At 71.7% G+C, this 14,514-nt stretch carries 10 protein-coding genes; 6 read left to right on the top strand and 4 right to left on the bottom strand.

Annotation, left to right across the window (positions count from 1 at the left end; genetic code table 11):
• Nucleotides 1-99 precede the first annotated feature (99 nt).
• Nucleotides 100-564, top strand: coding sequence for a MarR family winged helix-turn-helix transcriptional regulator (locus tag ACFCZF_RS11505; RefSeq protein WP_376671543.1), 465 nt, complete (start codon nucleotides 100-102; stop codon nucleotides 562-564).
• Here ACFCZF_RS11505 and ACFCZF_RS11500 read toward each other — a convergent pair whose 3' ends face one another.
• Nucleotides 565-1,578: a DUF3048 domain-containing protein gene (locus ACFCZF_RS11500; protein ID WP_376671479.1), complete on the bottom strand. Its 1,014-nt coding sequence runs from the start codon at nucleotides 1,576-1,578 to the stop codon at nucleotides 565-567.
• A 213-nt stretch (nucleotides 1,579-1,791) separates the two neighbouring features.
• Between ACFCZF_RS11500 and ACFCZF_RS11495 the strand changes: the two genes are divergently transcribed.
• The gene (locus ACFCZF_RS11495; RefSeq protein WP_376671478.1) at nucleotides 1,792-2,982 is read left to right on the top strand and encodes a zinc-dependent alcohol dehydrogenase; all 1,191 of its coding nucleotides are present in this window, start codon (nucleotides 1,792-1,794) and stop codon (nucleotides 2,980-2,982) included.
• A 23-nt stretch (nucleotides 2,983-3,005) separates the two neighbouring features.
• Here ACFCZF_RS11495 and ACFCZF_RS11490 read toward each other — a convergent pair whose 3' ends face one another.
• Entirely contained in the window at nucleotides 3,006-4,073 is a 1,068-nt protein-coding gene (locus tag ACFCZF_RS11490; protein ID WP_375906814.1) for an ATP-dependent DNA ligase, read from the bottom strand.
• A 189-nt stretch (nucleotides 4,074-4,262) separates the two neighbouring features.
• Between ACFCZF_RS11490 and ACFCZF_RS11485 the strand changes: the two genes are divergently transcribed.
• Nucleotides 4,263-5,969, top strand: coding sequence for a TlrC/CarA/OleB/SrmB family ABC-F type ribosomal protection protein (locus ACFCZF_RS11485; RefSeq protein ID WP_376671477.1), 1,707 nt, complete (start codon nucleotides 4,263-4,265; stop codon nucleotides 5,967-5,969).
• 200 nt (nucleotides 5,970-6,169) lie between these two features.
• Nucleotides 6,170-7,195 (top strand): non-homologous end-joining DNA ligase, encoded by a 1,026-nt coding sequence (ligD, locus tag ACFCZF_RS11480; protein WP_376671476.1) that lies wholly within the window; start codon nucleotides 6,170-6,172, stop codon nucleotides 7,193-7,195.
• A 1-nt stretch (nucleotide 7,196) separates the two neighbouring features.
• On the opposite strand, the gene ACFCZF_RS11475 is transcribed toward ligD, so the two are convergent.
• Nucleotides 7,197-9,386 carry an OmpL47-type beta-barrel domain-containing protein gene (locus tag ACFCZF_RS11475; RefSeq protein WP_376671475.1) on the bottom strand — a complete coding sequence of 730 codons (2,190 nt, stop codon included), beginning with the start codon at nucleotides 9,384-9,386 and terminating at the stop codon, nucleotides 7,197-7,199.
• 14 nt (nucleotides 9,387-9,400) lie between these two features.
• Nucleotides 9,401-11,878: a ThuA domain-containing protein gene (locus ACFCZF_RS11470; protein ID WP_376671474.1), complete on the bottom strand. Its 2,478-nt coding sequence runs from the start codon at nucleotides 11,876-11,878 to the stop codon at nucleotides 9,401-9,403.
• A 199-nt stretch (nucleotides 11,879-12,077) separates the two neighbouring features.
• Here ACFCZF_RS11470 and ACFCZF_RS11465 point away from each other — a divergent pair, with 199 nt between their 5' ends.
• Both ACFCZF_RS11465 and ACFCZF_RS11460 read left to right on the top strand, forming a co-directional pair.
• Entirely contained in the window at nucleotides 12,078-13,115 is a 1,038-nt protein-coding gene (locus ACFCZF_RS11465; RefSeq protein ID WP_376671473.1) for a multicopper oxidase domain-containing protein, read from the top strand.
• Nucleotides 13,116-13,238: 123 nt separating this feature from the next.
• A complete protein-coding gene (locus ACFCZF_RS11460; RefSeq protein WP_376671472.1) occupies nucleotides 13,239-14,297 on the top strand; it encodes a LacI family DNA-binding transcriptional regulator in 1,059 nt (352 codons plus the stop codon).
• Nucleotides 14,298-14,514 lie beyond the last annotated feature (217 nt).

Here is a 14,514-nt window from a genome sequence, read left to right as displayed (position 1 = left end):
CTGCAAAAACAGTAGACAGATCGCCTGGACTGGCTACGGACAGCCGAAGTGTGTCCGATGTATCGTCAGTACACCAACGAAATGACCACAGGAGCGCACATGGCCGCGGTCGACCTGACCACCCATCCCGGGCACCTGGCCCGGCGGCTGCAGCAGGCGCACTACCTGCTGTGGAACACGATGGTCTCGGAGGAAACCACCTCGCCGCAGTTCGCGGTCCTCAACGCCCTGGTCGCCGAGCCGGGGCTGGACCAGCGCACGGCGGGGGAGCGGGTGGGGTTGGACCGGTCCACCATCGCCGAGGTGATCAGCCGGCTCGGCCGTCGCGGGCTGCTGGACAAGGTCCGCGACCCGCAGGACGGCCGTCGTTTCCTGCTGCGCGCCACCGACGAAGGCCTGCGCGTCCACCGCAAGCTGACCGTGCGCACGGCCCGGATGAACCAGGTCTTCCTCGCCCCGCTCTCCGCCGACGAGCAGGCCGTCTTCTTCGACCTGATCCGCCGGGTCGCGGACGCCGCCGAAGGGCTCCGCAACCCGGCCGAGCCCGCGGCGGCCCCGAGCTGATCAGGGCGCCTTCGTCGTGCCGCCCTCCGTCGTGTCCGCCTTGGCCGTATCGACGAACACCACCCACACCTGGCCCTCGGCGAAGTTCAGCGCCGTGCCGTCCTCGGTGGTGAACGACGTGCCGTCCGCCGCCGCGCCGCGCTTCCAGGTCGCGTCGTACGAGCGCCCGTCGCGCAGCACCTCGGCCTCGCCCGAGCCCACCGACTCGACGTACGGCGAGTTGTTGCCGCGGAAGTCGCGGAAGTCCGACTCGCGCACGTTCACGTGCTGCACGACGACCGTCGCCGGCGCCAGGCGTCCGCCGTCGGCCGTCCGGGCGGGGGTGCCGTCCAGGGAGACCAGCCAGCGGTCACCGCTCTCGGACCAGGTGAAGCCGAAGGACGCCGACGGGTAGCGCACCGTGCGCGAGGACACCGACCGGCCGCCCTCGGGAGCCTCGCCGTAGCGGAAGCCCGTGGCCAGGGCGTCGGCGCCCGCGGCTTCCGGCAGCAGCCGGCCGGGGCGCACGTAGAGGTTGTGCGGGGCGGGCCGGTCGTCGTCGCGGACGTAGGCGTCGGACCCCTCGCCCGGTGGCTCCGCGCGCAGGGGTGCCTCGTCGATGAGCGGCAGCAGCTTGCTCTGCGCGCCGGAGAAGGCCAGCGTCGGCCGGTCGAACTGGCGCAGCAGTTCCAGGTCGGACTCACGGGCGCTGCGCACCGGACCCACCTTCTCCGGCAACTCGGTCGCGTAGATCGCCATCAGGCGGCTCAGTCCGGCCTCCACCGGTTCCGCGTAGACGACGTCCGCGGCGGCCAGGCCCGTCTGCGGCCGGGCCGCCGGCACGTTGTCGACCTTCACGGCGAGCACCGAGCCGGAGTCGGTCGTACTGTGCGACCGCTCCGGCTGCGGCGCCCGCCCGTCCGCCTCCCCGCGGGATCCCGCGCCGGATCCCGCGGTGCAGCCCGCGGCCAGCGAGACCGCCACCGCCGCGGTCAGCAGTGCGGCGCCGCGCCGCCTGTGCGTCCCTCGTCGCATTCCGACCACCCGTCCGCCCGTCCCGTGTCACTGATTGTGCGCTTCTTGAAGCATTTATTGCCATACCTGACCGAATCTGGTACGGCACACGGAAAGCGACACAGAATCCGCTGTTCGGCCGAAAGCGGGCGGCGGTTCGGTGGACGGAGCCCCGGGTACCCGGCCGCCACGCAAGACCGAGACGGGCACGGGCGACGGAGGGAGCGCGAGGCGATGAAGGCAGTGACGTGGCAGGGCAAGCGGGACGTGCGGGTGGAGGAGGTGCCCGACCCGAAGATCCAGGAACCGACGGACGCGGTCATCCGTGTCACGTCCTCCGGGTTGTGCGGCTCCGACCTGCACCTGTACGAGGTGCTCACGCCGTTCATGACCCCGGGCGACATCCTCGGCCACGAGCCCATGGGCATCGTGGAGGAGGTCGGCTCCGAGGTGACCGGCCTGAAGCCCGGCGACCGGGTCGTGGTGCCGTTCCAGATCGCGTGCGGGCACTGCTTCATGTGCGGCACCGGACTGCCGACCCAGTGCGAGACCACCCAGGTCACCGGCGAGGGCATGGGCGCCCCGCTGTTCGGCTACACGCGTCTGTACGGCGCGGTCCCCGGCGGACAGGCCGAGTACCTGCGGGTGCCGCAGGCCCAGTTCGGCCCGATCAAGGTGCCCGAGGGGCCGGCCGACGACCGCTTCGTCTACCTCTCCGACGTCCTGCCCACCGCCTGGCAGGCGGTCACCTACGCGGGCGTCCCCCAGGGCGGCACCGTCGCCGTGCTCGGCCTCGGCCCGATCGGCGACATGGCCTGCCGGGTCGCGCAGGTCAAGGGCGCCGGACGGGTGCTCGGCGTGGACCTCGTGCCGGAGCGGCTGCGGCGGGCCCGCGAGCGGGGCGTGGAGACGTACGACCTGCGCTCCTTCGACAGCGAGAAGGAACTCGTCGCCGCCATTCAGGACGAGACCGACGGCCGGGGCCCGGACGCCGTGATCGACGCGGTCGGTACCGAGGCACACGGAGGCGCCGCCGCCAAGCTGGTGCAGCAGGCCGCCGCGGTGATGCCCCGGGCCATCGGCGGCAAGCTGGCGGAGCGCTTCAGCGTCGACCGGCTCGCCGCCCTCTACACCGCCATCGACCTGGTGCGCCGCGGCGGCACGATCTCGCTGTCCGGCGTGTACGGCGGCATGGCCGACCCGATGCCGATGCTCACCCTGTTCGACAAGCAGATCCAGCTGCGGATGGGGCAGGCGAACGTACGCCGCTGGAGCGACGAGATCATTCCCTACCTGACGGACGAGGACCCGCTCGGCGTCGACGACTTCGCCACCCACCGGGTGCCGCTCACGGACGCGCCGCACGCGTACGAGATGTTCCAGAAGAAGCAGGAGGGCGCGGTCAAGGTCCTGATGAAGCCGTAGCCTCGGGGTGCCCTCGGGCGCCCTCAGGGCCCGCCGAGGATCTCCGCCAGGTCGTAGCGGACCGGCTCCTCCAGCTGGGCGTACGTGCAACTCTCGGGTGTCCGGTCCGGGCGCCACCGGCGGAAGCGGGCCGTGTGCCGGAAGCGCGCCCCGTTCTCCATGTGGTCGTACGCCACCTCGACCACCCGCTCCGGCCGCAGCGGCACCCAGGACAGGTCCTTCTTGCCCGACCAGCGGCTGGGCGCGCCGGGCAGCCGTGCCGACTCGTGCGCCGACTCCTCGGCCCACGCCGCCCACGGGTGGCCCCGGACGTCGTCCATGCGCAGCGGCTCCAGCTCCTCCACCAGCTCGGCGCGCCGCTTCATCGTGAACGCCGCGCTGACGCCCACGTGCTGGAGGGCGCCCTTGTCGTCGAAGAGGCCGAGCAGCAGCGAGCCGACCACGGGGCCGCTCTTGTGCAGGCGGTAGCCGGCGACGACCACGTCCGCCGTGCGCTCGTGCTTGATCTTGTACATGGCCCGTTCGTCCTGGCGGTACCGCAGGTCGAGCGGCTTGGCGACGACCCCGTCCAGGCCCGCCCCCTCGTACTGCTCGAACCACCGCCGGGCCACTTCGATGTCGTCCGTGGCCGGTGCCACGTGCACGGGCGGCGTCACCCCGGACAGCGTCCGGACCAGCAGTGCCCGCCGGTCGGCCAGGGGCACGTCCAGCAGGGACTCGTCGTCCAGCGCCAGCAGGTCGAAGGCCACCAGCGAGGCCGGCGTCTTCTCGGCCAGCATCCGCACCCGGGAGTCCGCCGGGTGGATCCGCTCGGTGAGCGCGTCGAAGTCGAGGTGTCCCTCCCGCGCGATCACGATCTCCCCGTCCACCACGCACCGCTCGGGCAACCGTTCCCGCACCGCCGCCGCCAGCTCCGGGAAGTACCTGGTCAGCGGCTTGCCGGTGCGGCTGCCGAGTTCGACCTCGGCGCCGTCGCGGAACACGATCGACCGGAACCCGTCCCACTTCGCCTCGTAGTGCATGCCCGGCGGGATCTTCGCCACGGACTTGGCGAGCATCGGCTTCACGGGCGGCATCACGGGCAGATCCATGGAACGACTGTATGAGCGGCCCGGATTCCTCGCCTGTTAAGCTTGATGCGTGATCAGGTTCTACTACTTCTACATCTGATACCGCCCCGGGAGACCGGGCGCCGATGCCGCCGCGTGCAAGCGGCGTGATTCCGGCTGCCCGCTCCGTATCGGCCACCTGTTCACGTCTTCCGATATGGCGGATCACCCATGCATCGGCGTACTTCTGACGCCCCCACCTGCCCCACAACCCCTTCCACGTCCACGTCCACGTCCGGGCCCGGCTCCGGCTCGTTCCAGGTCGTCCTGGACGACGTCGTCCGCGCGCCCGGAGGCCGGCCGCTGCTGGACGGTGTGCACCAGTCGGTGTCCCTCGGCGAGCGCATCGGCGTCGTCGGCGAGAACGGCACCGGCAAGTCGACCCTGCTGCGCCTGCTGGCCGGCACCGACCGGCCCGACGCCGGACACGTCCGCGTCCACGCCCCGGGCGGCGCCGGATACCTGCCGCAGACCCCCGACCTCCCCCCGGACGACACCGTCCAGGACGCCGTCGACCACGCCCTCGCCGACCTGCGCGCCCTGGAAAGCGCCCTGCGCCGGGCCGAGCAGGCGCTGGCGGAAGCCGGCCCCGACGAACTCGACGGGCTCCTCACCACGTACGGGGAGCTGCTGGAGGCGTTCGAGGCCCGGGACGGCTACGCGGCCGACGCCCGTGTCGAGGCGGCCATGCACGGACTGGGCCTGCGGGGCATCGCGCCCGAGCGGCGGCTCGGCAGCCTCTCCGGCGGCGAGCAGGCCCGCCTCAACCTGGCCTGCCTGCTGGCGGCGGCACCGCAACTGCTGCTGCTCGACGAGCCGACCAACCACCTCGACGTCCCGGCCGTGGAGTGGCTGGAGGAGCATCTGCGCTCCCACCGGGGCAGCGTGCTGGCCGTCTCCCACGACCGCCTCTTCCTGGAGCGCGTCGCCACCGCCCTGTGGGAGGTGGACGGCGAGCGCCGCACCGTCCACCGGCACGGCGGCGGCTACGCGGGATACCTCCGGGCCAAGGCGGGCGCCCGGCGTCGCTGGGAACAGGAGTACGCCGACTGGCGGCGGGAGTTGGCGGAGCAGCACGTCCTGGCCCGCCGTGCCGCCGACACCATGGCCGCCGGACCCCGGCGCGGCTCCAACGCCGACCGCGAGGGCCAGCGCCACCAGCGCAACGTGGAGAAGCAGATCTCCGCGCGCGTCCGGCAGGCGAAGGAGCGGGTACGGCGCCTGGAGGAGAACCCGGTGCCGCGGCCCCCGGAACCCCTGCGCTTCGGTGCCCGGGTCGCGGGTGGCGAGGCCGGCCGCCCGGGACCGGTCGCCGACCTCCACCGTGTCGTCGTCGGCGACCGGCTCGACCTGCCCGGCTTCACCGTCGAACCCGGCGAGCGCGTCCTGGTCACCGGGGCGAACGGCGCCGGCAAGAGCACACTGCTGCGGGTCCTCGCCGGCGACCTGCACCCCGACCGGGGCACGTGCGCGCGGCCGGACCGCATCGGCTGGCTGCCCCAGGAGACCGCGATCACCGACCCGCGGCGGTCCCTGCTGCACGCCTACGCGGCCGGGCTGCCCGGTCCCCCCGAGGAGCACCGTGGCGCACTGCTCGGCCTCGGCCTGTTCCGCGTCCCCGACCTGACGACGCCGGTCGGCGACCTGTCCACCGGGCAGCTGCGCCGGCTGGCACTGGCCCGGCTGCTGCGCGACCCGGTGGACCTGCTGCTCCTCGACGAGCCCACCAACCACCTCTCACCGGCGCTGGTGGAGGACTTCGAGGACGCCCTGCACCACTACCGGGGCGCGCTGGTCATGGTCTCCCACGACCGCATGGTCGCCCAGCGCTTCACCGGCCGCCGGGTCCGGATGAACGACGGGAGGCTCACCGAGTAGGGACGGCGGAGCTCGCCCTCGCGGACCTGCGGCTGCCCGGGGGATCGGAGCTGCTGCCTGCCGGCGAGGCGCCGGTCGAACCCGCCGAGTGCGGGTGACCGCTCCGGACCGGCGCCACCCGGGAGCGCCGGTCCGCGACGGGGCCCGGCGGCACGTCGCCTGATGTGCGAGGTCCCCCGGGTGCGCCTACCGTGGCTCGCATGGCGGAAGCGGTGGAACTGGAAGCGGGCGGACGGACCGTGCGGCTGTCCAGCCCGGGCAAGGTCTTCTTCCCGGAGCACGGTTACACCAAGCTCGACGTGGCCCGGTACTACCAGGCGGTCGCCCCCGGCATCCTGCGCGCCCTGCGCGACCGGCCGACCACCCTTCAGCGCTACCCGGACGGCGTCACCGGCGAGTGGTTCTACCAGAAGCGCGCGCCCAAGGGCATGCCCGACTGGATCCCCACCGCCCACATCACCTTCCCCAGCGGACGCAGCGCCGACGAGATGTGCCCCACCGAGGAGGCCGCGGTGCTCTGGGCCGCCCAGTACGGCACCCTCACCTTCCACCCCTGGCCGGTGCGCCGCGACGACGTCGACCACCCCGACGAACTGCGCATCGACCTCGACCCGCAGCCCGGCACCGACTACGACGACGCCGCCCGCGCCGCCCACGAACTGCGTGCGGTACTGGAGGAGTTCGGCGGGCTGAAGGGCTGGCCCAAGACCTCCGGCGGACGCGGTATCCACGTCTTCGTGCCGATCGAGCCGCGCTGGACCTTCACCCAGGTGCGGCGCGCCGCCATCGCCGTCGGCCGCGAGATGGAACGGCGGATGCCCGAGCAGGTGACCATCAAGTGGTGGAAGGAGGAACGCGGCGAGCGCATCTTCATCGACTACAACCAGACCGCCCGCGACCGCACCATCGCCTCCGCCTACTCCGTACGCCCCCGCCCGCACGCCCCCGTCTCCGCACCGCTGCGCTGGGACGAGGTGGGCGTCGCGCACCCGCAGGACTTCGACATCACGACCATGCCCGCGCGCTTCGCCGAACTCGGCGACGTGCACGCGGGCATGGACGATCAGTCGTACTCCCTCGACGCCCTGCTGGAACTGGCGACGAAGGACGAGCACGACCACGGGCTCGGTGATCTGCCGTACCCGCCCGAGTATCCGAAGATGCCGGGGGAACCCAGCCGGGTACAGCCGAGCCGCGCGAAGAAGCCGCGCCCTCAGGAGAGCTGAGCTACAGCTCCTTGATCCGGACGTCCCGGTACGAGACCACGTCCGTCGTGCCGTGCACCTGGAGTCCGATGTAGCCGGAGGCGAACCGCCGCCCGTCCGTGCCCGGGTCGTCCGAGCGCGGCGGGGTGAAGTCCTGGCCGCCGATGTTGTCGAACTCGTTGATCAGCACGCCGTTGCGGTAGACGGAGTAGTGCTGGTCGACCACGCGGATCTCGTAGTCGTTCCAGGTGCCCTTCTCCGTCACACCGGCCCCGGCGAGACCCACCCGGTCGAAGCCGTAGACCGAGCCGGTCTTGTACATGTCGCCGGTGGGGCTGTCGAACTCCTGGATCTCGTGCCCGTACTTGATGGCGACCCACTCCGGCCGTGACTCCTCCGGGTGGTCGTGGACCTGCGGGAAGCGCACGAACACGCCGGAGTTGGCGTTTCCGGTGCCCGGGGCGTCGTCACGCCACTGGAGCTTCAGCGAGAAGTCGCCGTATTTGCGCTCCGGGAACCACAGCATGCCGAGGCCGGGCTTCGTGGTGCCGGAGGTGATGGTCCCGTCCGGGTTCAGCCCGAACGAACCGCCGCCCACCTGCTCCCACTTCGCGAAGGACTCCTGGGTCCCGTCGAGGATCGTGCGGTAGCCCTCGGTCTGGCCGGGCGTGCCGATCTTCGACTGGCGGGCGGCCTTGTTGATCGCCCGGTACTCCCGACGGTCGACGACCCCCTCGTCCAGGAGGGCGTCCATGACTTCCCGCACGTGCTTCAGGAACAGCGCCTGGGACGTCCACTCCTTCTCGTCCTCGATCATCTCGTTGATCCGGCACCGGTTGTTCGTGACCCGGTTCGGCACACCCGTGTCGACCGTGCCGACGATCACCGTCTCCCGTTCGTCGTACTCCGGGCAGGGCGGCGGCGGCACCTGGCCCGACACCACCGTGAAGCTGACGGTCAGCGGCTCGGAGGTGTTGCCCGCCTTGTCGCTCGCCCGGTACGCCACGGTGTGCCGGCCCACACGGTCGACGACCACCGGCTCGGTGTACGCCAGGTAGGGCCCGGCGTCGAGTGAGTACTCCACGCCGGCCACGCCGGAGCCGCCCTCGTCGGTGGCGCTGACGGTCACCTCGGCGCTGCCGACGTACGCGCCGTCGGAGTCCTTGGTGCCCTCCACGGTCGCGCCGGTCACCGGCGGGGCGGTGTCCTCGGGGGGAGCGGCGACGACGGTGAAGGCGACGCTCTTCTCCGCCGCGACGTTGCCCGCCTTGTCGGTGGCGCGGTAGCGCACGGTGTGCTCGCCGACCTCGTGCACCATCACGGGCGCGGTGTACGCCTGCCAGGCGCCGTCACCGACCGCGTACTCGATGGTGTTGACGCCGGAACCGGTGTCGGAGGCGGTGACGGTCACCGTCGCCATGTCGATGTACGCGCCGTCGGGGTTCTTCTCACCGCTGACCGTCGCCGAGGTCTCCGGCGCGGTCGTGTCGTCGGTGTCCGGGGCGACCACGGTGAACGCGACGCTCTTCTCGGCGGCGGCGTTGCCCGCCTTGTCGAACGCCCGGTAGCGCACCGTGTGGTCACCGACCTGGTCGACGACGACCGATGTGGTGTACGGCTGCCAGGCACCGTCGGCACCGATCGCGTACTCGATCCGGTCGACGCCGGAGCCGCCCTCGTCGGTGGCGCCGAGCGTGACGCTCGCGGAGCCGACGTAGGCGCCGTCGGCGTTCTGCGTGCCGCCGACCTCGGCCGAGGTGGCGGGCGCGGTGGTGTCCTCGCCACCGCCGCCCTCGGTCACCACGAGCACGCCCTTCATCTCCCCGTGGCCGGGGATCGTGCAGTGGTACATGTAGCGGCCGGGGGTGAGGGTGACCTCGGCGGTGTGCTTGCCGCCCTGGTCGTCGCCCGGGTTGGCCAGGATGTTCAGCTGGACGTCCTGGTTGTACTCGGGGTCGCTGGTCATGAACGTCAGCGTGTGCGGCATACCGGTGGTGTTGCCGGTCGCCTCACTGTTCTCGAAGACGATCGTGGCCGGACCGGCCACCGCCGTCTCGGGCGCGGACGTGTACTTGGTGATGTCGTTGCCGGCGGTCCAGGTGAGTACCTGGTCCGCGGCGGCGGCCTCGGTCTCCGCCGCGGGCTGCCCGGACGCGGACGTCGCCTGCAGACCGAGCATCATCAGCAGGCCGGCCAACAGGGCCGCCCACATTCTTCGTTGGCGTATCACTCAGACCCCCTCGCCAGCTGTCCGGCGGCCGGCGTCGGCCCACCGCCCTCGTAGGTGACCCGCCACAGGGCCGACTTGGAGTCCGAGGTGAAGAAGCCGCGGCCGTAGTCGAGGACGTACAGCGCGCCGTCCGGGCCGAACTTCCAGCCCATCAGGTTCTTGATGCCGTCGTTGCCGACCGGCACGATCTTCTTCAGTGACTCCGAGTGCACCGGCAGACCGCCGTCGCCCAGCGTCTTCGGGTCCATCAGCACCGCGTTGCGCGGCTGGTCCGAGTCGTAGAAGTCACCGACGAACCACTTGCCGTCCCAGTACGCGGGCCACTTGGTCTCGCTGGTGCTGTCGGCGTCGTACCGGTAGACCGGGCCGTTCATCGCGGCCTGGCCGCCGCCCTTGAGCCAGGGCAGCTTGTAGGTGGCCTCGTCCTGCTCGTACGACGGGATGCCGTTCTCGTCGCGCGGGAAGTCGGGGCCGCCGCCCTGCGGCGAGTACCAGATGTTGTTGCCGGTCACCGGCGGCAGGTTGACCAGGCCGTCGTTGTTCGGCGACTCGTTCTTCGGGGCGTCGCAGTCGTACCAGCCCAGCGGCTTCGACGGGTCCGGCAGGTTCCGGTCCCGGTACGGCTGCTTGTTGCCCATGCAGTACGGCCACCCGCGGTTGCCCGCCTCGGTGATCGCGGCGAACGTGTCGTACTTCGCCGGACCCCACGTCGGCGACGGAGAGCCGGCGTCCGGGCCGACCCAGCCCGCGTAGAGCGTGTCGGTCTTCTTGTCGACGGAGATCCGTGCCGGGTTGCGTACCCCCATCACGTAGATCTCGCCGCGCGTCTTCCCGCCGCCCTCGGCGGTCTCCTCGCCGGTGAAGAGGTTGCCCTCGGGGAGCGTGTACGTCCCGTCCGGCTCCGGGTGGATGCGCAGGATCTTGCCGTTGAGGTTGTTGGTGTTGCCGGCGGTGCGGCGCGCGTCGGCGAAGGACACGCCCTTGAAGTTGGGCTCCGGGTTGTTGCCGGAGTAACCGCCGCTGAAACCGCTGGAGTTGTTGTCACCGGTCGCGATGTACAGGTTGCCCTTGGAGTCCCAGGCCATCCCGCCGCCCGCGTGGCAGCAGCTGTGGATCTGCACCGGCCACTTGAGCAGCACCTTCTCGCTGCCCAGGTCCAGCTTGTTGGTCGCCTGGTCGAGCGTGAAGCGGGAGACCCGCCGCTCGGCCATGTGGGTCTCGCGGTTGATCTCGGAGTGGGGTGTGTAGTGCAGGTACACCCACCCGTTGTCCTCGAACCGCGGGTCCAGCTCGATGCCGAGCAGGCCCTCCTCGACCTTGATCAGCTCGTCGCCGCCGCCCTTGTTGCCGAAGACGGTCAGTTCACCGGCGAGCGTGACCTTGTCGGTCTTCGGGTCCCAGACGTGGATCTCGCCCTTGCCCTTGCCGATGTCCGGGTCGTTCCAGTCGGTGACCACGGGCTGGGAGGAGTCCGCGCCGCCGCGGCCGATGTAGTACACGCGGCCGTCGGGCGCGGTGACCAGGCCGTGCGGCTCGCCGATCTGGTCGTTCTGACCGGGCTGGTTGGGCTCGGTGAGCCGCTCGGCCTTGTAGTTGCCGTCGATGGTCGCCTTGCAGTCGGCCTGCGCCAGGCGCGTCGTCCACATGAGGGCGCCGCGCAGATGGGCGCGGAAGTCGGTCTCGTCGTACGACGACACCGTGCCGCCCATGCCGGTGTAGAAGGACCGGCCGCCGTCGTAGTCCCGGCACCAGCTGACCGGGTGGTCCCAGCCGTTGGCGCTCGCACCGGGCTGGTACGTCGACTCGCGCACCCGGGCCACGGTGTGCACGTCGCCGGACGGGTTCTCCACCCAGTTCATCCACTGGTCGGGCCGCTTCCACTGCACCGGCAGGTCCTTGGCGGCCGGATGGCGCCGGTCACCGACCTCGACGGTGGCCCGCTGGACCTTGGTCGGGCTGGACGCGGCCGGGCGGGCGCCGACCAGACCGGTGAACCAGTCCGAGTACGGCTCCGCGCGGGCCGCGTCGTGGATGCCGACGAACCCGCCGCCGGCCTCCATGTACGCCTCCAGACCCGCCTCCTGCGCCGGATCGAGGACGTCACCGCCGCCGGTGAGGAACACGACCGCGTTGAAGCGGCCGAGCCTCTTCTCGTTGGTGAACACCGAGGCGTTGTCCGTGGCCTCGACCTGGAAACGCTCCTTGGTCGGGCCGGTCAGCCCGATCCGCTCGATGGCCGCGATCCCGGCGTTCACGACGGGGGACTCGTCCCCGGCCGCGGCGGAACCGTAGAAGATCAGCACACGTACGTTGGCGCCGCCGGGCGGCGACTTGATCGACATCGTTGTCAGGGACGGGTCCGGCGCCGGACGTGCGCTGGCGGTGGGGCCCGCCAACAGTCCCGCGGCGACGAAACCGGCGGTCGCGAACGCCGCCCAGCCTCTGCTTCTCGCGCTCAACCCTCTTAAGGGCATGGGCACCTCCTCGGTCACGGCAGCAGCGCCAAGGAAGTTAGACCTCTTTGCATGGTTCGCCAATAGGTATGACCGGGATCCAACGAACTTTGTCCTGAGTGTGGATAAACGCGGCCGCAGCCGGTACCGTCCCACCGGTTCATCACAGCCAATCACGGCTGCGTCTCCGCAAATTCCGAATCAGCGTGGGGAGTTCGGCATGGACAGGCGAGGCTTCAACCGACGGGTACTGCTGGGCGGCGCGGCCGTCGCGACATCGTTGTCCATCGCTCCGGAGACCGCGGGGGCGGCCGACGCGGCCGGAGCGGCCCAGGGGGTCACCGCGAAGACGGCACCGGCCGGGGGCGAGGTGAGACACATCAAGATGTACGCCGAGAAGCTGCCCGACGGTCAGATGGGCTACGGCTTCGAGAAGGGCAAGGCGTCCATCCCCGGCCCGCTGATCGAGCTCAACGAGGGCGACACGCTGCACATCGAGTTCACCAACACGATGGACGTGCGGGCCAGTCTGCACGTCCACGGCCTGGACTACGAGATCTCCAGCGACGGCACGGCGATGAACAAGAGCGACGTCGAGCCCGGCGGCACCCGCACCTACACCTGGCGCACCCACAAGCCCGGCCGCCGTGGCGACGGCACCTGGCGGGCGGGCAGCGCGGGCTACTGGCACTACCACGACCACGTCGTCGGCACGGAACACGGCACCGGCGGCATCCGCAAGGGCCTGTACGGCCCCGTGATCGTGCGCCGCAAGGGCGACGTGCTGCCGGACGCCACGCACACGATCGTCTTCAACGACATGCTCATCAACAACCGGAAGCCCCACACCGGGCCCAACTTCGAGGCCACGGTCGGCGATCGCGTCGAGATCGTCATGATCACGCACGGCGAGTACTACCACACCTTCCACATGCACGGTCACCGCTGGGCGGACAACCGCACCGGCATGCTCACCGGGCCCGACGACCCGAGCCAGGTCATCGACAACAAGATCACCGGTCCGGCGGACTCCTTCGGCTTCCAGATCATCGCGGGGGAGGGAGTGGGCGCCGGGGCATGGATGTACCACTGCCATGTGCAGAGCCATTCCGACATGGGGATGGTCGGCCTGTTCCTGGTGAAGAAGGCGGACGGCACGATCCCCGGCTACGACCCGCACGAGCACGCGCACGGGCGGGGGACCGCGACCGGGGAGGAGACCGCGACGGGGGAGGAGGCCCCCGCGCACCAGCACTGAGGGGACGGCGCCCCCCCGCATGCGATTCGGGGCGCCGAGAGCGCTCTCTCCCGCTCTTTCCCGCTCTCTCCTGGCTGATGGCCTGCCGCTATCCTGAGCCGCAGCCGCCGAGGAGGAGTGCCCGTGACCGAGACCGCGCCGCGCCCCACGCTGGAGGCCGTGGCCGAACGCGCCGGGGTCTCGCGGGCCACCGTGTCCCGGGTGGTGAACGGGGCGCACGGGGTGCGGGACGCGCTGGCCGAGCGGGTCCGGCGTGCGGTGGAGGAACTCGGTTACGTGCCCAACCAGGCCGCCCGCAGCCTGGTGACGCGGCGCCACGACGCGGTCGCCGTCGTCGCCGCCGAACCGGAGACCCGGATCTTCGCCGACCCCTACTTCGCCCAGCAACTCCGCGGCATCAGCAAGGAACTGACGGCCCACGACAACCAGCTCGTGCTGCTGCTCACGGAGGGCCGCGAGGACCATGCCCGCGTCGGGCGCTACCTGGCCGGCGGCCACGTCGACGGTGCGCTCGTCTTCTCCCTGCACCTCGACGACCCGCTGCCCGGCCTCGTCCGCAGCGCCGGCGTGCCGACCGTGTTCGGCGGGCGCCCCGGCTGGGACGACGGCCGGGACGACGTGGTCTACGTGGACAGCGACAACCGCGGCGGCGCCCGCGACGCCGTCCGCCACCTGGCGGGTCTCGGCCGCACCCGCATCGCGCACATCACCGGCCCGCTCGACCAGACGTCCGCGGCCGACCGGCTCGCCGGCTTCCGCGACGTCCGGGCCGACGCCGCCCCGGGGCTGATCGCGAGCGGCGACTTCACGCCGGGGGGCGGGGAACGGGCGATGCGGGAGCTGCTCGACCGGTGCCCGGACCTGGACGCCGTGTTCGCGGCCAACGACCTCACCGCGGCGGGCGCCCTGCGGGTGCTGCGCGAGCGCGGGCGGCGGGTGCCGGACGACGTGGCCGTGGTCGGCTTCGACGACATGCTGCCGGTCGCGGAGCAGACCGACCCGCCGCTGACCACGGTCCGCCAGGACATCGAGGAGATGGGCCGGCTGATGGCCCGCCTGCTGCTGCGCGGCCTGGACCGCGGCGCCGGGACGGCGAACTCCGCGACGGACGCGGCGACCGAGCCGGACACGCCGTCCGGCGTCGTCCTGCCGACGACCCTGGTCCGCCGCGCGACCACCTGAGACGGAGCGGGGCCACGGCCGGGCGGGGGCGCCCCGGGCAGGTCCGGCGGCTCCTGACGTGGACGCAGGCACTCCGCCTCCGACCACGCCCGTCTGCTCGCCGGACCTCTCGCGTCGCCCGGCGCGCCAGCGGCCGCCACCACTGCCTGCTCCACCTCGCGGCGGGCCGCCTCGGACGCCGCTCACCTGCGCCGGCCGGCGCCGTCGATGGGCCGCG

Origin of the sequence: Streptomyces sp. NPDC056296 (assembly GCF_042268605.1) — a bacterium.
Classification (GTDB): Bacteria; Actinomycetota; Actinomycetes; order Streptomycetales; family Streptomycetaceae; genus Streptomyces.
This window is presented reverse-complemented; position numbering and strand designations above follow the sequence as displayed.